At 72.7% G+C, this 23,684-nt stretch carries 17 protein-coding genes; 9 read left to right on the plus strand and 8 right to left on the minus strand.

All coding sequences use genetic code 11. The annotated features are described in order from the left end of the window. Positions 1-486: 486 nt before the first annotated feature. Both BM064_RS19045 and BM064_RS19050 read right to left on the minus strand, forming a co-directional pair. Positions 487-1,257: a 3-hydroxyacyl-CoA dehydrogenase gene (locus tag BM064_RS19045; protein WP_092862310.1), complete on the minus strand. Its 771-nt coding sequence runs from the start codon at positions 1,255-1,257 to the stop codon at positions 487-489. Positions 1,258-1,306: 49 nt separating this feature from the next. Beyond that, the gene (locus tag BM064_RS19050) at positions 1,307-1,708 is read right to left on the minus strand and encodes a rhodanese-like domain-containing protein (RefSeq protein ID WP_092862312.1); all 402 of its coding nucleotides are present in this window, start codon (positions 1,706-1,708) and stop codon (positions 1,307-1,309) included. A 358-nt stretch (positions 1,709-2,066) separates the two neighbouring features. Here BM064_RS19050 and BM064_RS19055 point away from each other — a divergent pair, with 358 nt between their 5' ends. Continuing rightward, positions 2,067-2,804: a hypothetical protein gene (locus BM064_RS19055; protein ID WP_092862314.1), complete on the plus strand. Its 738-nt coding sequence runs from the start codon at positions 2,067-2,069 to the stop codon at positions 2,802-2,804. Positions 2,805-2,820: 16 nt separating this feature from the next. Here BM064_RS19055 and BM064_RS19060 read toward each other — a convergent pair whose 3' ends face one another. Together BM064_RS19060 and glpX are read right to left on the minus strand one after the other, a co-directional pair. Next, positions 2,821-4,011, minus strand: a complete 1,191-nt coding sequence (locus BM064_RS19060) for an acetyl-CoA C-acyltransferase (RefSeq protein WP_092862316.1) — start codon at positions 4,009-4,011, stop codon at positions 2,821-2,823. A 553-nt stretch (positions 4,012-4,564) separates the two neighbouring features. After that, positions 4,565-5,545 carry a class II fructose-bisphosphatase gene (glpX, locus tag BM064_RS19065; RefSeq protein WP_245779217.1) on the minus strand — a complete coding sequence of 327 codons (981 nt, stop codon included), beginning with the start codon at positions 5,543-5,545 and terminating at the stop codon, positions 4,565-4,567. 216 nt (positions 5,546-5,761) lie between these two features. Between glpX and BM064_RS19070 the strand changes: the two genes are divergently transcribed. Beyond that, on the plus strand, positions 5,762-7,450 hold the full coding sequence (locus BM064_RS19070; RefSeq protein WP_177236328.1) for a methyl-accepting chemotaxis protein: 1,689 nt from the start codon (positions 5,762-5,764) through the stop codon (positions 7,448-7,450). A gap of 199 nt (positions 7,451-7,649) precedes the next feature. Here BM064_RS19070 and BM064_RS19075 read toward each other — a convergent pair whose 3' ends face one another. The 4 genes from BM064_RS19075 to BM064_RS19090 all read right to left on the minus strand — a co-directional run bounded on the left by BM064_RS19075 (position 7,650) and on the right by BM064_RS19090 (position 14,761). Next, positions 7,650-8,936 carry a homoserine dehydrogenase gene (locus BM064_RS19075; protein WP_092862320.1) on the minus strand — a complete coding sequence of 429 codons (1,287 nt, stop codon included), beginning with the start codon at positions 8,934-8,936 and terminating at the stop codon, positions 7,650-7,652. 570 nt (positions 8,937-9,506) lie between these two features. Next, complete coding sequence (locus tag BM064_RS19080) at positions 9,507-11,999, minus strand: mechanosensitive ion channel domain-containing protein (RefSeq protein ID WP_245779218.1); 2,493 nt, start codon at positions 11,997-11,999, stop codon at positions 9,507-9,509. Positions 12,000-12,428: 429 nt separating this feature from the next. Next, positions 12,429-13,214, minus strand: coding sequence for an SDR family NAD(P)-dependent oxidoreductase (locus BM064_RS19085; protein WP_092862322.1), 786 nt, complete (start codon positions 13,212-13,214; stop codon positions 12,429-12,431). Continuing rightward, a complete protein-coding gene (locus BM064_RS19090) occupies positions 13,214-14,761 on the minus strand; it encodes an acyl-CoA synthetase (protein WP_092862324.1) in 1,548 nt (515 codons plus the stop codon). The genes BM064_RS19085 and BM064_RS19090 overlap by 1 nt, the downstream gene beginning before the upstream one ends. Before the next feature lie 643 nt (positions 14,762-15,404). Between BM064_RS19090 and BM064_RS19095 the strand changes: the two genes are divergently transcribed. The 7 genes from BM064_RS19095 (at position 15,405) to BM064_RS19125 (ending at position 23,642) form a co-directional block, all read left to right on the plus strand. Beyond that, complete coding sequence (locus BM064_RS19095) at positions 15,405-16,613, plus strand: acetyl-CoA C-acetyltransferase (protein WP_092862326.1); 1,209 nt, start codon at positions 15,405-15,407, stop codon at positions 16,611-16,613. A gap of 3 nt (positions 16,614-16,616) precedes the next feature. Beyond that, a complete protein-coding gene (locus tag BM064_RS19100; protein WP_092862328.1) occupies positions 16,617-18,758 on the plus strand; it encodes a 3-hydroxyacyl-CoA dehydrogenase NAD-binding domain-containing protein in 2,142 nt (713 codons plus the stop codon). A gap of 100 nt (positions 18,759-18,858) precedes the next feature. Then, positions 18,859-20,025, plus strand: a complete 1,167-nt coding sequence (locus tag BM064_RS19105; protein ID WP_092862330.1) for an acyl-CoA dehydrogenase family protein — start codon at positions 18,859-18,861, stop codon at positions 20,023-20,025. A gap of 1 nt (position 20,026) precedes the next feature. Continuing rightward, positions 20,027-21,154: a CaiB/BaiF CoA transferase family protein gene (locus tag BM064_RS19110; protein ID WP_092862332.1), complete on the plus strand. Its 1,128-nt coding sequence runs from the start codon at positions 20,027-20,029 to the stop codon at positions 21,152-21,154. Between the two features lie 235 nt (positions 21,155-21,389). Further along, positions 21,390-21,992: a lipocalin family protein gene (locus tag BM064_RS19115; RefSeq protein ID WP_092862334.1), complete on the plus strand. Its 603-nt coding sequence runs from the start codon at positions 21,390-21,392 to the stop codon at positions 21,990-21,992. A 193-nt stretch (positions 21,993-22,185) separates the two neighbouring features. After that, complete coding sequence (locus BM064_RS19120; protein ID WP_092862336.1) at positions 22,186-22,614, plus strand: FKBP-type peptidyl-prolyl cis-trans isomerase; 429 nt, start codon at positions 22,186-22,188, stop codon at positions 22,612-22,614. A 347-nt stretch (positions 22,615-22,961) separates the two neighbouring features. Next, on the plus strand, positions 22,962-23,642 hold the full coding sequence (locus BM064_RS19125; protein WP_092862338.1) for an SDR family NAD(P)-dependent oxidoreductase: 681 nt from the start codon (positions 22,962-22,964) through the stop codon (positions 23,640-23,642). The last annotated feature ends 42 nt before the right edge of the window (positions 23,643-23,684 follow it).

The raw sequence follows: 23,684 nt of genomic DNA on the forward strand, positions 1-23,684 counted from the left end.
CCCCCGGCGCCCCGTCCGCCGCGCACCGCGCCCCCCCCCTGCCCGCGCCCCCCGGCCCGCGTCCGCCCCGCCCCGCCTCTCTCTCTCACTCCGCCCGCGCCAGGCGCCCCCTGCCCCAGGCCCCGCCGGGAGCGCCTGTTCTCCGGAGCCGTCCATCGCGGATGCCGTAAGAGCGACTCGCCCGCCCCGGTCAAGGATCGCGCAGCGACCCTCCGAAGGAGGGCTTGTCCTTGACCGGGGCGGGCGAGTCGCTCAGGCATCGGACGCGATGGACGGGTCCGGAGGACAGGCGCGGGCGTCTTGTTCTTGGGTGAGTCAGGAGCCCGCCGGAGGCTCCTCCAGCAGCCATTCCTCTGCTCCCTCCCCGTGATCGCCCCCCCGCCAAGCCCGCCCGCAGGGCGCCTGCAGACCGCCCCTCCCAACGAGAAACGCCGCCCCGAGGGGCGGCGTCCGGATCGCATTCGGCCGTTCGGCCCAGGGCTCAGCTCACTTCGGCGCCATGCGGATCGCGCCGTCGAGGCGGATGGTCTCGCCGTTCAGCATCGAGTTCTCGATGATGTGCGCCGCCGTCATCGCGTACTCCTTGGGATCGCCGAGGCGGGAGGGGAACGGCACCTGGGCGCCCAGCGACTTGCGGGCCTCCTCACGCAGGCCCATCAGCAGGGGCGTCAGGAACAGGCCCGGGGCGATGGTGCACACCCGGATGCCCGAGCGGGCGAGGTCGCGGGCCATCGGCAGGGTCATGCCCACCACGCCGCCCTTGGAGGCGGAGTAGCACAGCTGCCCGATCTGGCCCTCGAAGGCCGCCACCGAGGCGGTGTTGATGATCACCCCGCGCTCGCCGTCGTCGTCCAGCGGCTCGGCCGCGGCCATGCCGGCGGCGGACTGGGAGGCGACGTTGAAGGTGCCGAAGAGGTTGACCTTGATGATCTTCATGAAGTGGTCGGGGTTCAGCGGATTGCCGTCCCGGTCCACGGTCTTGGCCGCGCCGCCGATGCCCGCGCAGTTGATCGCGATCCGCTCCTGGCCATGGGCCTCGCGGGCCTTGGCGAGGCCGGCCTTCACCGACTCGGGGTCCGAGACGTCGGTCTTGACGTAGAGCCCGCCGATCTCGGAGGAGACCGCGGCCCCCTTCTCGTCGTTGAGGTCGAACAGGGTGACCTTGACGCCGGCCTCGGCCAGGCGCCGGGCGCAGGCCTCGCCGAGACCCGAGGCGCCGCCGGTGATGACGGCGGACAGACCGCTCTGGAGCTTCATGCTTCTCTCCTGGGAGTTTCTGGTTGCTTGGGGCCGCGAAGGGGCGCGTTCAGCGCTCCTTGGGCTTGATCTCCTCGACCGGGCCGCCGGCTTTCTTCCAGCCGCCGAAGCCGGTCTCGATATGGGCGACGGGGCTCAGCCCCATGTCCTGGGCGACCTTGGCCGCGAGCGCCGAGCGCATGCCGCCGGCGCAGTAGAGGACGAACTTCTTGCCGCTCTGGAACTCTTCCTTCGCGTAGGGCGAGGTCGGGTCGATCCAGAATTCCAGCATCCCGCGCGGCACGTGCCAGGCGCCGGGGACGGCGCCGTCGCGCCAGCGCTCGCGCACGTCGCGGATGTCGACGAAGACGACGTCCTCGGCCCCGAGCATCTCGATGGCCGTCTCGGCGGGGATCACCTCCAGCTCCGCGTTGGCGGCGGCGACCATCTCCTTGGTGCTCTTGATGGGCATGGGCGTGCTCCCTGGGCTCCCTGGCGCTGCGCCGGCGGTCGAGCGGGACTCGGGTCCGGCGTCGGTTCACTGGATGGTTAAGGCCCCTGCCGGCCGACTGCAAGCCGGCCGGCAGGTGAAGCCACGCGGCGAATGCGCTCCCGGATACGCGCCCGCGCGCGGCCGCGCCTCGTCGGTCCCGCCGAGGCGCGGCCTGTCGGCGGGCGTCGGGCTGCCCTCCCCGGGGCGGCGGCGCGCGCGAGGGGGGCGTTCCCGGCCCCCGCAGGCGCGCAGGCGGGTTGACAGTTTCATGACGAACCCATCCAGATGAACAGGATTTCATTTTCGCCGGCGCGCCGGCGCCGTCGCGAGGTTTCCGATGATCCCCCAGGTCCCGCCGGGCCCCTGGACCGGCCTGCCGCCCGGCCGTGCGACGGCCTCGCTTCTGGCGGTGGACGCGGCGCTGATCGGCGCCAACGTCGGGCTCTCGGCGCTGTCGTTCCTCGACCTGATCGCCTCGGTCCCCGATGCCTGGCGGCTGGAGACCGAGCGCAACCTCGCCGCCGCCTGGACGATCCTGAAATGGGCGGCGCTGGCCACGCTCTGCGCCTGGGCGGCCTGCCGGGGGCGCGGGGCGCTGCCCGCGGCGCTGGCGGCGGCCTTCGCGATGCTGCTGGCCGACGACGCGCTGGAAGGGCACGAGCGGCTGGGCCGGGCGCTGGCGGAGGGGCTGTCCCTGCCCGCCCCGCCCTTCCTGCGCGCCCAGGACGCGGGCGAGCTGCTGGTGGTCGCGGCGGAGTGCGCGATCCTCGCCCTGCTGCTCGCCTGGGCCTGGCGCCGCCGCCGGCAGGGGGACGCGCGGCGCCTGGCGGTGTTCGTCGCGCTCTTCGGGCTGCTGGGCCTCGCGGGGGTGGTCTGCGACATGGCGCACGAGGCGGTGCGGGCCTGGCCGGTCCCGCGCTACGCGACGGGGGTGGCCGAGGACGGCGGCGAGATGGTCGTGGCCTCCCTGCTCCTCGCCTACGCCTGGGCGGTCTTCGGCCCCGTCGCGCCGCGGAGCGAGCCCGACCCCGAGCCGGTCGCCGCGCCCGGGTTCGCGCCCGACCCCGAGCGCTAGCCCCCTCGGCCCGGCCTCAGCCCAGCTCCAGCGCCACAGCCGTGCCCTCGCCGCCGCCGATGCAGATCCCGGCCATGCCGCGCTTGAGCCCGCGCGCCTCCAGCGCATGGATCAGCGTCACCAGGATCCGCGCGCCGGAGGCCCCGATCGGGTGGCCCAGGGCGCAGGCGCCGCCGTTGACGTTGAGTTTTCCGCGCGGGATGCCGAGCTCGACCTCGGCGGCCATCGGGACCACTGCAAAAGCCTCGTTGACCTCCCACAGGTCGACGTCGTCCATGCTCCAGCCGACCCGCTCCATCAGCTTCCGCATGGCCGGCGCGGGCGCGGTCGAGAACCAGGCCGGCGCCTGCGCGTGGGAGGCGTGGCCCAGGATCGTGGCCTTCACCGTCAGCCCCAGCCGCTCCGCTTCCGATCGGCGCATCAGCGTCAACGCGGCGGCGCCGTCGGAGATCGAAGAGCTGTTGGCGGGCGTCACGGTGCCGTCCTTGCGGAACGCGGGCTTGAGGGTGGGGATCTTGTCGGGGCGGGCGTTGCGGGGCTGCTCGTCGGTGGCGACCTCGACCTCGCCCTTGCGCGTGCGGACCACGACCGGGGCCACCTCCGCCGCGAAGCCGCCGTCGGTCTGGGCGCGCAGCGCCTCCGACAGGCTGCGGATCGCGTATTCGTCCTGCGCTTCCCGCGTGAACTGGAACTTCTCGGCGCAGTCCTCGGCGAAGGTCCCCATCAGGCGGCCCTTGTCGTAGGCGTCCTCGAGCCCGTCGAGGAACATGTGGTCCTTGACCTCGGAATGCCCCAGCCGGGCGCCGCCGCGCATCTTGGGCAGGAGATAGGGCGCATTGGACATGCTCTCCATGCCCCCTGCGACCATCACGGTCTGCGAGCCTGCCAGAAGCTGGTCATGGGCCATCATCACCGTGCGCATCCCCGAGCCGCACATCTTGTTGAGCGTCGAGGCCGGGACCTCCTCGCCCAGCCCCGCGGCGAAGCCGGCCTGCCGCGCGGGCGCCTGGCCCTGCCCGGCGGGCAGGACGCAGCCCATCAGCAGCTCGCCCACCTGGCCCGGCTCGACGCCCGCCCGCTCCAGCGCCGCGCGGATGGCGACGCCGCCGAGCTCGGCGGCCGTGGCGCCGGAGAGCTCGCCCTGGAACCCTCCCATGGGCGTGCGCGCCGCGCCCACGACGACGACGGGATCTTCGGAAACGGACATCGGCGGCCTCCCGGAGTTTCTGGCTGCCGCGACTCTGGCGCCCCCCGCCCGCCCCCGCAAGCGCCCCCCGGGTGCGCGCCCGTCCCCGCAACCGACGCCCGCCGCCTCTCTCCCCGCTCCGCCCGCCCCGGGCGACCCGGAGCGACGCCGGCCATGCCTCGCAAAGCGCCTGTTCTCCGGAGCCGTCCGTCGCGGATGCCGATCAGAGCGACTCGCCCCCTCCGGTCAGGGATCGCGAAGCGACCCCGCGAAGCGGGGCTTGTCCTTGACCGGAGGGGGCGAGTCGCTCAGGCATCAGACGCGATGGACGGATCCGGAGGACAGGCGCGGGGCCTGTTCTTGGGTGAGTCAGGAGCCCGCCGGAGGCGTCTCCGGTCTCCCCCCGATGCAACGCCCCACCGCAAGCGCCCGCCAGCCAGGCCCGCCCGCAGGGCGCCTGCGGACCGCCCCCCGGCCGCGCCGCGCTCGGCGGCGTCCCCGCGCGCGTCGATCGCAAAACGACGAAGGGCCCGGCGTCGCCGCCGGGCCCCCCTTGTCTCGCGTCTCGCGCGCCTTACTGGTTGCGCTGGCGATAGCCGATGCGGCGGACCGAGCCGGTGCGCGAGCGCATCAGGATGGTCTCGGTCTCCATCCACTCGCCGTCGCGCCGGGCGCCGCGGAGGATCGAGCCGTCGGTGACGCCGGTGGCCGCGAAGATCACGTCGTCGGTGACCATCTCGGTCAGCGAATACTTCTTGTCGAAGTCGGTGATCCCGGCCTTCTTCGCCCGGCCCCGCTCGTCGTCGTTGCGGAACAGCAGCCGCCCCTGGATCTGGCCGCCCATGCAGCGCAGCGCGGCCGCGGCCAGCACGCCCTCGGGCGCGCCGCCGGACCCCATGTACATGTCGATCCCGGTCAGATGCGCCTCGGCGCAGTGGATGATGCCGGCGACGTCGCCGTCGGTGATCAGGCGGATGGCGGCGCCGGTCTCGCGGACCTCGCGCACCATCTCCTCGTGGCGGGGCCGCTCGAGGATGCAGCAGGTCACGTCCGAGGGCTTGCCGCCCTTGGCCTTGGCCAGCGCCAGCACCCGCTCGGTGGGGGTCATGTCGAGGTCGACGAGCCCGGGCGCGTAGCCCGGCCCGATCGCCAGCTTGTCCATGTAGACGTCGGGGGCGTGCAGCATCGAGCCGCGCGGCCCCATCGCGATCACCGCCAGCGAGTTCGGCATGTCCTTGGCGCAGAGGGTGGTGCCCTCCAGCGGGTCCAGCGCGATGTCGACGGCGGGCCCGCCGCCCTGCCCGACCTCCTCGCCGATGTAGAGCATCGGCGCCTCGTCGCGCTCGCCCTCGCCGATCACCACCACGCCCTCGATGTTGAGGAGGTTGAGCTGGGTGCGCATCGCGTCGACGGCGGCCTGGTCGGCGGCCTTCTCGTCGCCCCGGCCGACCAGCTTCGCCGCGGCGATGGCGGCGGCCTCCGACACGCGGGCCAGTCCCAGGGACAGCATGCGGTCGGCGAAGATGCCGCCGGGTTCCTTGATCGTGTCGGGCATGGACGCTCCTCGGGTCGCGCATTCCTGAAGGGACCTGACGGCCCCATGGCTTCCTACGAAGCGGGGCGCGCGGCGGCAAGGGAAACTCCTGTGGCGCGCGCGCGCGGGCGCCCGGGACCGGCAGGGGCCGGCACGATCCCTCGCCGAGGATCTTGGCAATTCTTTGGAAAGGACATGGGGCTATTTCCGACGCGACGCATCGAGAGGAGTCGCTGCATGTTCGGATTCGCCCGCCCCGCCTCCCGTGGGAAAGACCCGCTTCGCCGGGCGCTGGACGAGGCCTGGGCCGTGATCGAGTTCACGCCCGAAGGCGAGATCCTCGACGCCAATCCCAGTTTCCAGAAGCTGGTCGGCTACACCCTCGAGGAACTCGTGGGCCGCCACCACCGCACGCTCTGCCCGCCCGAGGTGACGGGCAGCGACTACTACCGCACGTTCTGGAGCCGGCTGGCGGCGGGCGAGCATATGGACGGCCGCTTCCGCCGCGTCGGCAAGGGCGGCCGGATCTGCTTCCTGCGCGCCTCCTACATGCCGGTGCGCGACGAGGCGGGCAAGGTGGTGCGGGTGATGAAGCTCGCCGTCGACGTCACCCAGGACGCGACCGCCGAGCTCGACGCCCGCGGCAAGATCGAGGCGATCTCGCGCGTGCAGGCGGTGATCGAGTTCGACACCAAGGGCACGATCCTCGACGCGAACGAGAACTTCCTCAAGACCATGGGCTGGCGGCTGGAGGAGATCAAGGGCCGCCACCACCGCATCTTCATGCCTGAGGGGGAGGCCGACACGGGCGACTACGCCGAGTTCTGGCGCAAGCTCTCCCGCGGCGAGGCCGTCTCCCAGGAATTCCGCCGCCGCGCCAAGGACGGCGCCGACGTCTGGATCCAGGCCACCTACAACCCGGTGAAGGACCGCTACGGCGAGGTGCGCCGCATCGTGAAGTTCGCGCAGGACATCACCCCCCGCGTCACCGCCGTGCGCCGCCTGGGCTCGATGCTCGAGACCCTGGCCTCCGGCGATCTCGACAGCGTCGACGACGCGCCGATGGACCCCGCCTACGTGCCCCTGCGCGACGCGGTCCACTCGTTGCGCGGCTCCTGGCGCGACCTGGTCGAGCGGATGCGCTCGGCGATGGACCGCATCAGCCACGGCTCGACCGACATCCGCGGCAGCGCCGACGACCTCTCCGACCGGGCCGAGCGCCAGGCCGCCACGCTCGAGGAGATCGCCGCGACGGTCGAGGAGCTCTCGGCCACGATCAACGCCACCGCCAACAACTCGCGCGACGGCGAGCAGGTGGTCCGCCGCGCCGCCGAGCGCACGGAGGAAGGCCAGCAGGTGATCGAGCAGGCCACCGACGCGGTGCGCACGATCGAGGAAAGCTCGAAGCGGATCAACGAGATCAACGGCGCGATCGAGTCGATCGCCTTCCAGACCAACCTCCTCGCCCTGAACGCCGCGGTCGAGGCCGCACGGGCGGGCGAGGCCGGCAAGGGCTTCGCGGTGGTGGCCTCGGAGGTGCGCAACCTCGCCCAGCGCTCCTCGGACGCGGCCGCCGACACGACCCGGCTGATCAAGCAGAGCTCGGCGGACGTCGAGCAGGGCGCGAAGCTGATGGCCTCCGCGGTGGAGGTCTTCGCCGAGATCCGCGGCCAGGTCGGAGAGCTCGCCCGCAAGATCGCCGAGATCAACGCCGCCAACACCGAGCAGGCCTCGGGCGTGAACGAGATCAACCACGCGATGTCGGAGCTCGACTCCAACACCCAGCGCAACGCCGAGATCTCGACCCGCAACGCCTCGGCCGCCCGCGACCTCGACCAGGAGCTGGCGACGCTGACCGAGATGCTGGCCTACTTCCGCTGCACCCCGGCCGGCGGCCGCGCGCGGGCCGCGGCCCGAGCCGCCTGACGCCAGGGGCCGGCGCCCCCTGCGGGCGCGGCCCCGAGGCGACCCGGCCCACGGCCTCGGCCGGTCGGCGATCCCGCCCCCGGCGGCGGCTCCTCTCGGGCGCTCCCCGGGCCCGCCCCCGGAACGCGGAAGGCCCTCCCCGGCGCCCGGGGAGGGCCTTCGTTCCGCGGCGTGTTCCGGTCCCCTGCGGGCCGTCGCCTCAGAGGATCTCGACGCGAAGCGCCATCGGCGCGTCGATGCATTCCTCCATCGCCCCCAGCCGCCCCAGCGCCCCGTCGAGCGAGGCGCGCTCGGCCGGGTGGGTCACGAAGATCACCGGCGCGGCGCCCCCCTCGTGGTCGTACTGGCGCATCTGGCGGATCGAGACGCCCTCTTCGCCCAGCGCCGCGGTCACCTTGGCCAGCGTCCCCGGCGCGTCCTGCAGGGACATGCGCAGGTAGTAGGCCGCCGCGCCGGCGTCCGAGGCCCGCGGCGCCGCCGCCAGCCGCGTCGCCGGCACGCCGAAGGTGGTCCCCACCTGCCCGCGCGAGATGTCGAGCACGTCCGCCATCACCGCCGAGGCCGTCGGCCCCTGCCCCGCGCCGGGCCCCTGGAACACGGTCTGGCCGACGAAATCGCCCTCGACCACCACCGCGTTGGTGACCCCCGCCAGGAGCCCGATCGAGCTCCCCGCCGGCACCAGGCAGGGCGTCATGCGCTGCTCCAGCCCCAGGGGCGTCATCTTGGCGACGCCGAGCAGCTTGATGCGGAAGCCCATGTCGCGGGCCTGGTGGATGTCGGTCAGCGAGATCCGGTCGATGCCCTCGGTCTGCACGCCGGGGAAGTCGACGCGCGTGCCGTAGGCGATCGCGGCCAGCAGCGCCAGCTTGTGGGCCGCGTCGATGCCGCCCACGTCGAAGGTCGGGTCGGCCTCGGCGTAGCCCAGGCGCTGCGCGTCCTCCAGCACCGTCTCGTAGGGGGCCTCGGTCGCCTCCATCTCGGTGAGGATGTAGTTGCAGGTGCCGTTCATCACGCCCATCAGGCGCTCGATGCCGTTGGCGGCCAGGCCCTCGCCCAGCGCCTTGACGATGGGGATGCCGCCCGCGACGGCCGCCTCGAACTTCAGGGCGCGGCCGGCGGCCTCGGCCTGCTCGGCCATCGCCTGGCCGTGGTGGGCCAGCATCGCCTTGTTGGCGGTGACCACGTGCTTGCCGGTCTCCAGCGCCGCCTCGACGCAGGCCTTGGCCGGGCCGTCCTCGCCCCCCATCAGCTCGATCAGCACGTCGACGTCCTCGCGCCGCGCCAGCGCGACCGGATCGTCCTCCCAGTCGTAGCCCGAAAGATCCACGCCCCTGTCGCGGTTGCGCGAGCGTGCGCAGACCGCCGAGATGGTCACCGGCCGCCCGCCCCGCGCCTCCAGCATCGCGGCATGGGTCTGGACGATCCTGACCACCCCCGCGCCCACGGTTCCAAGTCCGGCGATGCCCAGGCGGAGAGGTTCGGTCATGATGCCCCTTGCGGATGATTGCGATGCTGCGGCGGCGATTCCGGGCCCTTGCTAGCCCCAAGCCGACGGCGCCGCAACAGCGCGCGGCGCCCGCGCGACGCCGCGCCCCCCAAACCCGCGCCCCCGAAACCCGCGCCCCGCCCGCCCCGCGCCGCGAGCCGACCGCCGGCCCCCGGCGCCGCGCCCGACGCGGCGCTCCCCGGCGGCCCGCCGCCGATGCCCGGGACCGCCCAGGCCCCCGTCCCGCAAGCGCCCCTTCCCGCGATCGCGCCGCGAACACGCCGCCGCTCCGGGGCGCGCGCCCCGACGCGGCGCTCCGCCACCCGCCCCAAGCCGGGCCCGCGCCAGGGAAGAAACCGTCCCCCAGGCGCCTCCGCCCGCCGCCGCGCCGCGAGCGGACCGCCCGTCCAGATCGAGACGCCCGACGCGGCGCTCCCACGCCCGCCCCAGGCCCGGGCCGCGCAGGGAAAGAAACCGTCCCCCGCGCGCCCCGCCCGCCTCGCGCCGCGGGCGGGCCGCTCCCCCCGGGCGGGACGCCCGACGCGGCGCCCGCGCGCCGGGGCGGTCGGCTCAGACCTCGTCCTCGTCGGGCATGTCGCGGTTCAGCGCCTTGTCGGTCCGCGGACCGCGGGCGGGGGCGGCGGCAGGCTCGGGGGCCGGGCTCGCCTCGCCCTCGACCACCTCGGCCTTGTCGTCGCGCACCATGTGCACCGGAGGGGCCGAGCCGTCCTTGAGCTCGCCGAAGTAGACCGTCTGGTGGGGGAACGGGATCTCGATCCCGCGGGCGTCGAAGATCTTCTTGATCTGCTCGTTCCAGGCCCGGCCGAAGCCCCACTGGGAGCCGGGGCGGGTCTTCGCCCGCGCCCGCAGCACCACCGCGCTGTCGCCCAGCGCCTGCACGCCGAACCATTCCACGTCGCCCAGCAGCGCCGCGCCCTGGGTCTCGTCCTCCTTCAGCGCGGCGAAGGCGTCCAGCACCGCCTGCTTGGCCTCGTCGATGTCCTCGCGATAGGCGATGCCCGCGTCCATCACGCAGTAGGCGAAGTCGCGCGTGAAGTTCGAGACCATGTCGACCGAGCTGAACGGCATCAGATGGTAGGTCCCGTTCAGGTCGCGGATCGAGACCGAGCGCACGGTCAGCTTCTCGACCCCCCCGGTGATCCCGCCCACGGTCACCACGTCGCCCACGTTCATCGCGTTCTCGAGCTGGATGAACACGCCCGTGATCACGTCCTGCACCAGCTTCTGCGCGCCGAAGCCGATGGCGAGGCCCAGCACGCCCGCCGAGGCGATCAGCGGCGCGATGTCGATCCCCAGCTCCGAAAGCGCGAACATCAGCGTGATCACCAGCAGCGCGATGGTGGCGGCGTTGCGCAGCAGGCTCAGCAGCGTCGTCTCCCGCGGCGTCGGCACCCGGCCCACGTCGGGGCTCAGCCGCCAGTCCACCCAGGCCGAGAAGGCCAGCCACACCAGGAAGGCGCCCAGCAGGATGAAGATCACGCTCACCGCGGCCCCGGTCATGCGCAGGCCGGTCTCGGTCGCGAGCCAGCCCTCGGTGTCGAAGACGCCCGCCTGCTCCAGCGCCACGCCCAGCACCACCACCGCCACGATCAGCCGCACCGCCAGCAGCAGCCGGGGCACGAAGGCGTTCAGCCGATGCTCGAGCAGCGGCAGCTTGGCGCTCAGGCTCTCGGGCAGCTTCACCCCCGCGCGCATCCGCGCGGCGAGGAAGCCGTTGATCATCATCCCGATCACGATCGCCAGCAGGATCTTGCCCGAGGCCTCCAGCACCGGCCACAGCACGTTGCCCGGCCGGGTCATCACGATCACGAAGAGCACCGCGAGGTAGATCAGCACCGGCACGTGCCACAGCTTGGCCAGGGCCGCGAAGACCCGGCGGCTGCCCGGCTCGGCCGGGGTCAGCCAGTCGGCCACGGCCCGGCGGTGGCGCAGCACCGCCACGAAGCCCATCAGCACCACGACCAGCCCCACCGCGACGCCCACCGCCTGGCCCGCCTGCCAGCCGGCGTTGCGGGCCACGATGGGAGCGGCCAGAAGCTGGCCGTAGCCCAGGATCGCCGCCGCCACGATCAGCCGCGACGTCAGATAGCGCGCCGCCGCGTCCGGCATCGGGATCAGCCGCAGCGAGCCCGTCTCGGGCCGCAACATCAGCCGGATCACGTTGCGCGCGATCTCGACCGCCACGAAGGCGTTGAGATACATGGTCTGCCGGATCCCGACCGAGCCCGGCGGATCCAGCGCGAAGGTGGCGATCGCATAGCCCGCGGCCCAGGCGGCGACCACCGTCGCCGCGTCCAGCGCCGCCATCGCGAAGCCCATCAGCAGCTTGTGAAGCGGCCCGCCCTCGGCGCCCGAGCGCCCGATCCGCCGCCGCAGCCCGCCGGCCCCCAGCCGGATCAGCACGTAGACCGCGTAGGTGCCGACGATGGTCAGTCCCAGCTCCTTGAGCGCCGACAGCAGCACCGAGGGGTCCACCGCCTCGCCCAGCCCGTCGAGACGGTCCGGCGCCTCCAGCAGCTCGTTCCAGGTCGACATCGCCGTCGAGGCGACGGCGTTCACCCAGGCCTGCGTGGTCTCGGCGATGCGCGCGCCGAGGCCGTCCTCGCCGGGCGCGGGGGCGACGGGGGCCGCCGTCTCGCCGGAGGCCGAGGCGGAGGCCGCCTCGCCCCCGCCGCCGGAAGTCTCGCCGGCGCCCTCGCCCGTGCCCTCTGCTGTTCCCTCGCCCTGGGCCTGCTCCAGCGCCTCGATCAGACGGTCGCGGGCCTCGGCGTTCCGGAGCACCTCGAGCAGCGCCGCGGTCGGCAGGGCGGCGGCCTCGGCCGCGGCCTCGCTCTCCTGGGCGCCGCCCGTCTCGGCCGCGGCGCCGGTCTGCTGCGCCTGGGCGGGCGCGAGCGACAGGGCGGCGATTCCGGCGAGGAGCGCGACGATCAGGCCGGCCAGCGTCCGCCGTCGCTTCGCCCCCCCGCGCTTCGACGGACGGGCCGCGGCCGGGCGGCGGTCAGGCGGCGGCGGGGCGGGCGTGCGGACGTCGATAGGGGGCAAGGATCTCTCCGGGGGCGGTTTCGGTTCGGTTGCGCTCCGGTCGGACGGCGCACGCGCGAAGCTAGCGCCCCGGCGCCGATTGTCACCCCCCCGCGACCCTGTCCCGCGCCGCCCGGCGGCCCGCGCGCGCACCGCAGGCGCCGCGTCGGCCGTCCCGCCCGGGGCCGCTCGTCCGCCCGCGGCGCGCCCGACGCCCGGCGCCGGCGGGCCCCGACTTCCGAAGCGGAAGGCCCGCTTCGCCGCCGTCCTGCGCCGCCCGGCGCGGGCCGCGGACGCGCCGCGTCCACGGATCCGCCCGGACCGGGCGTCGCGCCCGCGGCGCGGGCCCGGCGGCGCGCCCGGGGGCGCCGTCTCCCGTCCCGCGCCTCGCCCGATCGCCGGGGCGCCGCGCGCGAGGGCGGACCGCGCGGCCCGACGCCCTCGGCCAGCTCAGAAGATCGAGTACCCGCCGTCGATCCGCAGGCAGTCCCCGGTGTGGGCCGAGGCGCCGTCGGTCATCAGGTAGACCGCGAGGTTCGAAAAATCCTCGGGCGTGCAGTAGCGCCGGATCGGGGTCCGGCCCATCGTCGCCTTCACGAACTTCTCGTTCGAGAAGGCCGGCGCGGTCATCTCCGACTCGGTCCACCCCGGCAGGATCGCGTTCGCCGTGATCCCGAAGCGCGCCAGCTCCACCGCCAGCGCCCGCATCATCGAAAGCACCGCGCCCTTGGAGCCGCCATAGGGCTCGTTCCCCGCCGCCCCGAAGATCGTCGAAGTCGAGGAGGTCACCACCAGCCGCCCGAAGGCGTCCCCGTCCTTCGCCCGCTCGACCATGTGGGTCGCCGCGGCCTTGAAGACGCGGTGCACGCCCAGCACGTTGGCCTCGAAGACCCGGCGCCAGTCGTCCTCGGTCCGGTCCAGGAGCGAGGCCTTCCGCGCCGAGATCCCGGCGTTGGCGAACATCCCGTCCACGCGCCCGAACCGCTCCAGCGTCTGCGCCATGGCGGCGTCCACCGCCTCCTGGCTGTTGACGTCGACCGCGAGCGCCATGGCCTCGCCCGGCGCCTCGGCCAGGCGCGCCAGTGCCTTGGCGTTCTTCTCCTCGTTGCGGGCCCAGACGGCGACCTTGGCGCCCATCACCGCCAGCCCCTCGGCCATGCCGAGGCCGATGCCGCCGTTGCCGCCGGTGATCACCACCACCCGGCCCGAGAGATCGAAAGGATTCTTCGCAGCCATCACGCAGCTCCCGCCCTGGCGTCCGCCCAGTATTCGTCTTTCAAGAGACGCTTCATCAGCTTGCCCGTCGCCGTGCGCGGCAGCTCGGCGCGGAAGTCGATCGACTTGGGCGCCTTCACATGGCTCAGCCGGCCCTTCACCCAGGCGATCAGCTCCGCCTCCAGCGCGTCCGAGGCCTCGGCGGGGTTCATCAGCTGCACCACCGCCTTCACCGCCTCGCCCATCTCCTCGTCCGGCACGCCGAAGACGGCGGCGTCGGCGATCTTGTCATGGGTGATCAGCAGGTCCTCGGTCTCCTGCGGGTAGATGTTCACGCCGCCCGAGATGATCGTGTAGGAGGCCCGGTCGGTCAGGTAGAGATACCCGTCCCCGTCCAGGAACCCCACGTCGCCCAGCGTGCCCACGCCCGGCTTGAGGAAGGACTTCGCGGTCTTCTCGGGATCGCCGAAATAGACGAAGTCGATGCCGGTGTTGAAGTAGACGCCGCCGGTCTCGCCCTGGGGCAGCTCCTCGCCGTCGGGGCCGGCGATGTAGATCGCGCCGACGATGGGCTTGCCGACGGTGCCGGGATGGGCCAGCCACTCATGGCTGTCGCAGAAGGTGGCGCCGTTGCCTTCCGTGCCCGCGTAGTACTCGACCAGCACCGGGCCCCACCAGTCGATCATCTTCTGCTTGATCTCGCGCGGGCACGGGGCGGCCGCGTGAACGGCGGTCCGGATCGAGGAGACGTCGTATTTCGCGCGCACCTCCTCGGGCAGCTTCAGCATCCGCACGAACATCGTGGGCACGAGCTGGGAGTGGGTGACGCGGTATCTCTCGACCGCCGCGAGATACGCTTCGGGATCGAACCGCTCCATGATCACGCAGGTGCCGCCGAAGTTCGCCATGATCAGGCAGAAGCGCAGCGGCGCCGCGTGATAGAGCGGCGCGGGCGAGAGATAGACGGAGTCCGCGTTCGCCCCGCACTTCCCCCCCACCAGCATCTCGAGGAACGGGTTGATGTAGTCGATCGGCTCCTCGACCCAGGCCTTGGAGATGCCCTTGGGCCGCCCCGTGGTGCCCGAGGAATAGAGCATGTCCGTGCCCGCGCACGGGTCCGCGACGGGCTCGGACGGCTGGGCGGCGACCAGCGCCTCCCAGCTGTCGTAGCCCGGGGCCGTGCCGCCGACCATCATCAGCTTCGTGCCCGGCTTCACCTGGGCGGCGAATTCGTCGCCGCGCTCGGCGTATTTCTCGGAGGTGACGAAGACCTTCGCGCCGCAGTCCTGGATGATGTAGCCGGCCTCCTCGGGGGTGAGGTAGCGCGAGACGGCGGTGTAGATGATCCCGGCCCGGTGGCAGGCCCACAGGATCTCCATGAACTCGAGCCGGTTCTCCATCAGGATGGCGACGCCCTCGCCCTTCTGCACGCCCAGGCTGCGCAGCGCCTGCGCGCCGCGGTTGGAGACGGCGTCGAGCTCGGCGTAGGTCAGCCCCTTCCCCGAGCCCGCCATCACGTAGGCGAGCTTGTCGGGCGTGGTCTTCGCGTGATGCGACGGGTGCTTCATCCAATCCTCCCTGGTCGTCCGGGCCTTCGGCGGCGCGCCCGGCTTCGTCCCCTCGCGCCTCCTGCGGCGCAGGCCGCCGGAGTCGCTCTTAATCAAGCCATTAACGCGCGGGCGGGCGGAATGCAAAGCAGGCTTGCGCTGCGACCGCCCGCCGCATAGGCTGCCCGCGGCCGCCCCGCAGAGCGCATGTTCGCTCCGCCGGGTCGGCGCACCTGAGGCGACGGCGCGAAGACGCCGCGCCGGGAGGAGACGCCTTCTTGGCCGGCCCGGCCGGTGGACGGTCCCCAGGGACGGGCGGCGGCGACGTCGCCCGCCCTTGGGTCATCTTCCAGACGCCGGGCTTTCCGAAAACCCTTGCTCCGCAGGCGTGTGCGCGCCGTGGCACGACCGGACCCGCGCCGCCCGCACGCGCGGTTGCGCGCCCGCGCCGCAGCCCCGCTCGTCGCTTCGGACGACGCCCTTGCCTGTCGGTCGGTTAGCGTATACCTGCGGTCCAAGCGTTCCGCTGTGCGGCGCCGCACGCACATTCACTGACCGATTAACAGGCTTGACCCCCTCCCTCGGCGAACGGCACTCTCCCGCGCGACGCGTGGCCGCCGGCGCCCTGGAACGGGCCCGGGCCGCGGAGCCGGAGGAGAGCCCCATGGCCGAAGCCGCCTACATCTACGACGCCATCCGCACGCCCCGATCCAAGGGCAAGGCGGACGGCTCGCTCAACGAGGTCAAGCCCATCGACCTCGTGACCACCCTGCTGCACGAGATGCAGTCCCGCCACGACCTCGACACCGCGCGCGTCGACGACGTGATGCTCGGCTGCGTCGAGCCGGTGATGGAGCAGGGCGCGGTCCTGCCCAAGATCGCCCTGCAGAAGGCCGGCTGGGACGAGACGGTCCCCGGCGCCCAGGTGAACCGCTTCTGCGCCTCGGGCCTCGACACGTTCAACACCGCCGCCGCCAAGGTCGCCTCGGGCTGGGAGGACCTGGTCTGCGCGGGCGGCTACGAGAGCATGTCCCGCGTGCCGATGGGGGCCTCCGGCGGCCCGATGGCCGGCGATCCCGCGACCAACATCCAGACCGGCTTCGTCCCCCAGGGCATCGGCGCCGACCTGATCGCGACGCTCGAGGGCTTCACCCGCGACGACGTCGACGCCTTCGCCATGCGCTCCCAGCAGAAGGCGGCCGCCGCGCGCGACGCGGGCTGGTTCGACCGCTCGGTGGTGCCGGTGAAGGATGAAAGCGGCCTCGTCATCCTGCAGCGCGACGACTTCATCAAGCCCAACACCGACATGCAGGCGCTGGGGGGCCTGAAGCCCTCCTTCGCCGCTCCGGGCGCCATGGGCTACGACACCATCGCGCTGGCGAAATACCCCCATGTCGAGCGCATCGACCACGTCCACACCCCTGGCAACAGCTCGGGCATCGTCGACGGCGCGTCCCTCGTCATGGTGGGCAACGAGGCGGTGGGCAAGGACCTGGGCCTGACGCCCCGCGGCCGGGTTCTGGCGATCGCCCTGACCGCCTGCGAGCCCACCATCATGCTCACCGGCCCCGGCCCGGCCTCCAAGAAGGCTCTGGCGAAAGCCGGGCTGACCATCGACGACATCGACCTGGTCGAGATCAACGAGGCCTTCGCCTCCGTCGCCCTGCGGCTGCAGCGGGACCTGGATGTGCCCGATGAAAAACTCAACGTCGTCGGCGGCGCCATCGCCATGGGTCACCCGCTGGGCGCCACCGGCGGCTGCCTGGTGGGCACGATGCTCGACGAGCTGGAGCGTCGGAACCTCAAGCGCGCGCTGATCTGCATGTGCGTGGGCGGCGGCATGGGCATCGCCTCGATCATCGAGAGGGTCTGAGGAATGGAAGATTTCCGTTACGAGAAGGACGAGGACGGCATCGTCGTCGTCACCATGGACATGCAGGGCCAGGGCGCGAACACGATGACGCCCGCCTACAAGACGGGCATGACCGCGATCATCGACCGCCTGTATGCGGAAGAGGGCCTCAAGGGCGTCGTCATCGCCTCGGGCAAGAAGACCTTCTTCGCCGGCGGCGACCTCAACGGCCTTTTGGCGACCGAGGAGGTCGATCAGGCCTATTTCGACGATCTCCAGAAGAACAAGGGGATGCTCCGGCGGATCGAGAAACTGCCCGTCCCGGTGGTCGCCGCCATCAACGGCGCGGCGCTGGGCGGGGGCTACGAGATCTGCCTCGCCTGCAACCGCCGCATCATCCTCGACACGCCGGGCGCCATCACCGGCCTGCCCGAGGTCACCCTCGGCCTGCTCCCCGGCGCCGGCGGCGTGGTCCGCACCACCGCCCTGCTCGGCCTGGAAAAGGCTCTGCCGGTGGTGATGGAGGGCAAGCCTCACGCGCCGAAAAAGGCCCTCGCGCTCGGCATGGTCGACGAGATGGTCGCCACGCAGGAAGAGCTGATCCCCGCCGCGAAAGCCTGGATCAAGGCCAACCCCGGCGCCCACGCCCAGCCCTGGGACCAGAAAGGCTTCCGCTACCCCGGCGGCGACGCGACCTCGCCCAAGGTCCGCCAGATCGCCTCGGTGGCCCCCACCCTGCTGATCAAGAAGACCCGCGGCCTGATGCCCGCGCCCGAGCGGATCCTGGACGTGGCGGTCAACTCCATGCGCATGGGCTTCGACTCCGCCCTGCGCGACGAGTCCCGCCAGTTCCTGCGCCTGGTGGTCTCGAAGGAGGCCAAGGCCGCCATCACCACCTTCTTCTTCGGGAACCAGGCCATCAAGGGCGGCAAGTTCCGCCCCAAGGCCGAGAAGTGGAAGGCCGGGTCCTCCGCCGTCCTCGGCGCCGGCATGATGGGCGCCGGCATCGCCTACGCCCACGCCGCCCGCGGCCTGCCGACCGCGCTGAAGGACACCGACCTCGCCAACGCCGAGAAGGGCAAGGCCTACTCGGCCAAGCTCGTCGAGGGCGCCAGGGCCAAGGGCCGGATGGACGACGCCAAGGCCGAGGCCCTGCTCGCCAACATCCGCCCCACCGACGCCGACGACTACGAGAACGTCGACATCATCGTGGAAGCCGTCTTCGAGGACATCGCCCTGAAGGAGCAGGTGATCCCCGCGACCTTCCCCAAGCTGTCCCCGACCGGCATCTACGGCTCCAACACCTCGACCCTGCCGATCTCGATCCTGGCCGAGGCGGCGCCCGACCCCAGCCGCTTCATCGGGATCCACTTCTTCTCGCCCGTCGACAAGATGGCCGTCGTGGAACTGATCCTGGGGGAGAAGACCTCGGACGAGACGCTGGCCAAGGCCTATGACTACGTCCAGCAGATCGGCAAGACGCCGATCGTGGTCAACGACAGCCGCGGGTTCTTCACCTCGCGCGTCTTCGGCACCTTCATGAACGAGGGCATGGCGCTGCTGATCGACGGCATGGCCCCCGCGATGATCGAGCGGGCCGCCTGGAAGATCGGCATGCCCGTCGGCCCCCTGCAGGTGCAGGACGAGGTCTCGATGGTGCTCTCCGAGCGGGTCCGCGAAACCCACCGCAAGCTCGACGAGCGCCTCGGCGTCACCGACGGCTTCCCGGTGAAGAACGAGGCTTCGGCGGCCATCGCCCCGAAGATGGTCGCGCTCGGCCGCGGCGGGCGCCACTACGGCGGCGGCTTCTACGACTACGGTCCCGAAGGGCGCAGCCTCTGGCCCGGCCTCAGCCAGTTCATGACCGGCAACGGCGGCGTGACCATGGACGAGGCCCAGGACCGGATGCTCTACCGCCAGGCGATCGAGACCCTGCGCTGCCTCGACGAGGGCGTCCTGCGCTCCGAACACGAGGCCAACATCGGCTCGATCATGGCCATCGGCTTCCCCGCCTGGACCGGCGGCGCCCTGCAGTTCATCCGCGGCGTGGGCGTGGACGCCTTCGCCCGCCGCGCCGAGGAACTGGCCGACGCCTGGGGCGAGCGCTTCCGCGTGCGCCCCGAGGCCTACGACAAGCTGCGCGAAACGACGGCCAAGGCCGCCTGACCGCGACCCCGAACCACCCTTCCGGCCCCCCGCCCACCGGGCGCGGGGGCCGGTCCCGTCAGAGCGCCCCCGCAAGGCGCCCCCCCTTGGGAGGACCCCCATGATCGCCCGCACGCTTTACGAAGAAGACCACGAGATGTTCCGCGACTCCGTCCGCAAATGGGTCGCGGCCGAGGTCACCCCCCACGTCGAGACCTGGCGCGAGAACGGCCAGGTCAGCCGCGAGGTCTGGAAATCCGCCGGCGCGCAGGGCTTCCTGTGCATGTACGCCGACGAGAAATACGGCGGCGCCGGCATCGACGACTTCCGCTACGACATGATCCTGATCGAGGAGATGGCGATGGCGGGCGCGAGCTCGGGCTTCGCCGCCTCGCTGCACAACCGCGTCGTCGGCCCCTACCTGCACAAGTTCGGCACCGACGACCAGCGCGACCGCTTCATGGCCGGCTGCGTCTCGGGCGAGACGCCGCTCGCCATCGCCCTGACCGAGCCGGGCACCGGCTCCGACCTCGCGGGGATGAAGACCCGGGCCGAGGACAAGGGCGACCACTGGCTGATCAACGGCCAGAAGACCTACATCTCCAACGGCCAGATCGCGAACCTGATCGTGGTCGCCGCCAAGACCGACCCGGACAAGTCCCACGCCGTCGGCCTGTTCCTGGTCCCCGGCGACACCCCCGGCTTCCAGCGCGGCAAGAAGCTGCGCAAGATGGGCGGCCACGGCCAGGACACGTCGGAGCTGTTCTTCGACAACGTCAAGGTCCCCAAGGAGAACGTGCTGGGCGACCCGACCGGCGGCTTCAAGGTGATGATGAACAACCTCGCCGAGGAGCGGATCATCTCCGCCGTCGGCTCCCTCTCGGCCGCCGAGCGCTCGTTCCAGATCACGCTGCAGTACATCAAGGAGCGGACCGCCTTCGGCAAGCCGATCGGCCTGTTCCAGAACTCGCGCTTCAAGATGAGCCACCTGCGCACGCGCCTCGACGCGACCTGGGCCTTCCTCGACCACTGCGCCCTGCAGCACGTCAACGGCAAGCTCACCTCCGAGCTCGCCGCCGAGATCAAGCTCTTCGCCTCCGAGACGCAGGCCGAGACGGTGGACGAGTGCGTCCAGCTCCACGGCGGCGCCGGCTACATGGACGAATACGAGATCGCCAAGCAGTACGTGGACGCCCGCGTCACCCGGATCTTCGCCGGGTCTTCGGAGATCATGAAGGAGATCATCGGCCGCGGCCTGGGTCTCGACGACCGCAAGAGGAACCACTGACATGCCCGGACCGCTCGAAGGACTGAAGCTGATCGAGATGGCCGGCATCGGCCCGTGCCCGCTCGCCGGCCAGCTGATGGCCGACCTCGGGGCCGAGGTCATCGTCATCGACCGCAAGTCGGGGGGCGAGCGCCCCTCCGACGTCAACAACCGCAACAAGAAGTCGGTGGCCCTGAACCTCAAGACGCCCGAGGGCGTCGAGGCGGCGCTGGCGCTCATCGCGTCGGCCGACGCCCTGATCGAGGGCTTCCGGCCGGGCGTGATGGAGCGCATGGGGCTGGGCCCCGACGTGTGCCTCGCGAAGAACCCCGGCCTCGTCTTCGGCCGGATGACCGGCTGGGGGCAGGACGGGCCGTGGAGCCAGATGGCGGGCCACGACCTCAACTACGTCTCGCTGACCGGCGCGCTGGGGATGATGGGCAAGAAGGGGCAGGAGCCGACCCCGCCCCTCAACCTCGTCGCCGACTACGGCGGCGGCACCATGTTCCTGATCTTCGGCGTGCTGTCTGCGCTGTGGGAGCGGTCGAAGTCCGGCAAGGGCCAGGTGGTCGACGTGGCCATGATCGACGGCGTGGCGGCGATGACCGGCATCTTCCGCAACCTGATGGCCGCCGGCCGCTGGGGGCCCGAGCGCGAGAGCAACATGCTCGACGGCGGCGCGCCCTACTACCGCTGCTACGAGACCAAGGACGGCAAGTACATCTCGGTGGGCTCGATCGAGCCGCAGTTCCACCGCGAGATGATCGAGAAGGCCGGCCTCGACCCCGCGGACAACGAGACCCAGGACGACAAGGCCGTCTGGGAGAAGCGCCGCGCGGCCTACGAGGCCCATTTCAGGACCAAGACCCGCGACGAGTGGGAGGCGATCTACGCCGGCGGCGACAGCTGCGTGGCGCCGGTGCTGACCCCGCAGGAGGCCGAGACGCACCCCCACAACGTGGCGCGCAACGCCTACCTCGAGGTCGGCGGCGCCACGATGGCGAGCCCCGCCCCCCGCTTCGACCGCACCCCGGCCCCGACGCCGAAGCCCGCCCGCCCGATGGGCGCGGACACCGAAGCCGCCCTGACCGCCGCCGGCGTCTCGGCCGAGGATCTCGCCCGCCTGAAGTCGGCCGGCGCGCTCTCCTGAGGCGTCGCGCCTGAGGCCTCGGGCGCGCCTGCGCGCGCCCCCGCCCCCCTGCCCGCCACCGGCGGGAGAGGGGGCGCCCGGCCGCGCCGCCTCGCCCTGACCAGACCCCCGAGCCCCGTCGCGCATCCCGCGGCGGGGCTCGACGCTTCCGCGGCGGCGCGCCGCCGCGACCCTGGGCCCGACGCTCCGCCGGCCTATCTTCAGCCCCCGCCCGCCGTTTCCAAAGGGACCGCCCATGCGCTCGCTCGTTCCCCCTCCCGGCCGCCTCGCCGCCGCCCTCCTCCTGGCGGCGGGCCTCGCCTCCCCGGCGCTTGCAGACGAGGCCGCGGGCGTGCAGCCCGTCTCCGGCTTCGAGCTCGAGCGCTATCTCGGCCTCTGGCACGAGATCGCGGTGATCCCGAACTGGTTCCAGTCCGATTGCGCCGCCGCCACCACCGCGACCTATGCGCCCGCGCAGGACGTCGACGGCATCGAGGTGATCAACAGTTGCCTCGAAGCGGACGGCGCCCGCGCGACGGCCGAGGGCCGGGCCCGCTTCACCGGCGCCTCCGACCGCGGCGCGCTCGAAGTCGCCTTCGTGAGCGTGCTGGGAACCTGGCTCTGGCCGCTCTCGGGCGACTACATCGTCTTCGCGCTGGACCCGGACTACCAGTGGACCGCGATCGGCCATCCGTCGCGCGACTACGGCTGGATCCTGGCGCGCGACGAGACCCTGCCGCCCGAGACCCTGGCCGGGATCCGCGCGCGCTTCGTGGCGGCCGGCTACGACCCCTGCGCCCTGCTCATGTCGCCCCGGGCCGTCGGCGACCCCCGCACCCCGCTCTGCGAGCTGCCCTGAGCCCCGCGTCCGCGCAGGCCTCGCCGCGCGGAGCGTCGCTCCTCGCGCGGAAGCTGCGCCCGCGCCTTGGAACCTTTCGCCGCGGGGCGGTTTACATCGCGCCCGACAGTTGCGACCTTGGACCCGGAGCGACCGAGCACCCGCGCGCCGCGCGGCCTCGGCAAATTCACCCCCCCCGCCGAAAGGACATCTCATGACTCAGGCGAAGCCGGGCGACACGCTGCATCTTCACTACACGGGCAAGCTGGACGACGGCGCCGTGTTCGACAGCTCCGAGGGGCGCGATCCGCTGACCTTCCAGCTGGGCTCCGGCCAGATCATTCCCGGGCTCGAGGCCGGCGTGACCGGCATGGAAGTCGGCGAGAAGCGCACCGTGCGCATCGAGCCCGCCGAGGCCTATGGCGAGCACGATCCCGCCCGCGTCCAGGCCGTCGAGCGCGCCGCGGTCCCCGACCACATCCCCACCGAGCCGGGCACCCAGCTTCAGGTGCAGCTCCAGGACGGGCAGATGATGAACGTCACCGTGGCCAAGACCACGGAGACCGAGCTCTACCTCGACGCCAACCACCCGCTCGCCGGCAAGGCCCTGACTTTCGACGTCGAGCTGGTCGAGATCGCCTGAACGGGGCCCGGGATCGCCCGGGCCCCCGCGGCGCAGGAAAGGGGCGAGCCCGACGGCTCGCCCCTTTCCATCTCCGGACGCGCCCCGACGGGGTCCGTCCCGCGCGCCCCCGGACCCCGACCGCCCGCGGACCCCGGGCGGCGGGCGCGCGGCAAGGCAGGCCGCCGCCCCCATGATCCCGCCGACACCGCGGGCCCCGGGCGCGCAGGAGCGCGGACGGCGGCGGGCGCGCCCCGCCCGGTCCCCGGCGTCGCGGCCCTGCCTGGCGCGGTTGACTTCGGGTCCCGCGCGGGGGAGCGCTTGGGCGCCCGCTCGCCGGCCCCCTGCCCGATCTCCCGGAGGATCCCATGTCCCTGATCGTCATCACCGGCGCCGCCCGCGGCATCGGGCTGGAGATGGCCCGCCAGGCCCGCGCCCGCGGCGACGAGGTGCTGGCGCTGGTGCGCGACCCCGCGGCCGCGGCGCTCGCCGGGACCGGCGTGCAGGCCCTGCCCCTCGACGTGACCGACCCCGACGCCTTCGCGGCGCTGGCGCCGAAGCTCGAGCAGGCGCTCGCCGGCCGGCGCGTCGACCTCGCGGTCTGCAACGCCGGCGTGCTGCTGGGGCGCGGGGCGCTGCCCTCGGCCCCCACGCCCGCGCAGTGGGCCGAGAGCTTCGCGGTCAACGTCGCCGGCGTGTTCCTGACCGCGACGACCCTGCTCCCGTTCCTCGCGCGGCCGGGGGGGCGGCTCGCGGTGATCGGCTCGGCGATGGGCAGCCAGGCGCGCGCGCCCGGGGGCAGCTACGCCTACCGCGCCTCCAAGGCCGCGGCGCTGAACGTGGCGCGCAACCTCGCCGCAGACCTGAGGGCCGAGGGGATCGCGGTCGGCTGCTGGCACCCCGGCTGGGTGCAGACCGACATGGGCGGCGCCTCGGCCGAGGTCGCCCCCGCCGCCTCCGCCGCCGGCCTGCTCGCGCGGTTCGACGCGCTGACGATGGAGACCACCGGCGTCTTCGAGGACTGGCAGGGCGCCCCGATCCCGTTCTGACGGGATCCGCGGCGCGCCCCGCCCCGCGGCGGCGGGGTCAGT

This window comes from Albimonas pacifica, assembly GCF_900113695.1.
GTDB lineage: Bacteria > Pseudomonadota > Alphaproteobacteria > Rhodobacterales > Rhodobacteraceae > Albimonas > Albimonas pacifica.

Excerpts from the sequence above, each read along its gene's own strand:
- BM064_RS19045 (WP_092862310.1), bottom strand. The coding sequence starts at position 1,257 with ATGAAGCTCCAGAGCGGTCTGTCCGCCGTCATCACCGGCGGCGCCTCG.
- BM064_RS19050 (WP_092862312.1), bottom strand. The coding sequence starts at position 1,708 with ATGCCCATCAAGAGCACCAAGGAGATGGTCGCCGCCGCCAACGCGGAG.
- BM064_RS19055 (WP_092862314.1), top strand. The coding sequence starts at position 2,067 with ATGATCCCCCAGGTCCCGCCGGGCCCCTGGACCGGCCTGCCGCCCGGC.
- BM064_RS19060 (WP_092862316.1), bottom strand. The coding sequence starts at position 4,011 with ATGTCCGTTTCCGAAGATCCCGTCGTCGTCGTGGGCGCGGCGCGCACG.
- glpX (WP_245779217.1), bottom strand. The coding sequence starts at position 5,545 with ATGCCCGACACGATCAAGGAACCCGGCGGCATCTTCGCCGACCGCATG.
- BM064_RS19070 (WP_177236328.1), top strand. The coding sequence starts at position 5,762 with ATGTTCGGATTCGCCCGCCCCGCCTCCCGTGGGAAAGACCCGCTTCGC.
- BM064_RS19075 (WP_092862320.1), bottom strand. The coding sequence starts at position 8,936 with ATGACCGAACCTCTCCGCCTGGGCATCGCCGGACTTGGAACCGTGGGC.
- BM064_RS19085 (WP_092862322.1), bottom strand. The coding sequence starts at position 13,214 with ATGGCTGCGAAGAATCCTTTCGATCTCTCGGGCCGGGTGGTGGTGATC.
- BM064_RS19090 (WP_092862324.1), bottom strand. The coding sequence starts at position 14,761 with ATGAAGCACCCGTCGCATCACGCGAAGACCACGCCCGACAAGCTCGCC.
- BM064_RS19095 (WP_092862326.1), top strand. The coding sequence starts at position 15,405 with ATGGCCGAAGCCGCCTACATCTACGACGCCATCCGCACGCCCCGATCC.
- BM064_RS19100 (WP_092862328.1), top strand. The coding sequence starts at position 16,617 with ATGGAAGATTTCCGTTACGAGAAGGACGAGGACGGCATCGTCGTCGTC.
- BM064_RS19105 (WP_092862330.1), top strand. The coding sequence starts at position 18,859 with ATGATCGCCCGCACGCTTTACGAAGAAGACCACGAGATGTTCCGCGAC.
- BM064_RS19110 (WP_092862332.1), top strand. The coding sequence starts at position 20,027 with ATGCCCGGACCGCTCGAAGGACTGAAGCTGATCGAGATGGCCGGCATC.
- BM064_RS19115 (WP_092862334.1), top strand. The coding sequence starts at position 21,390 with ATGCGCTCGCTCGTTCCCCCTCCCGGCCGCCTCGCCGCCGCCCTCCTC.
- BM064_RS19120 (WP_092862336.1), top strand. The coding sequence starts at position 22,186 with ATGACTCAGGCGAAGCCGGGCGACACGCTGCATCTTCACTACACGGGC.
- BM064_RS19125 (WP_092862338.1), top strand. The coding sequence starts at position 22,962 with ATGTCCCTGATCGTCATCACCGGCGCCGCCCGCGGCATCGGGCTGGAG.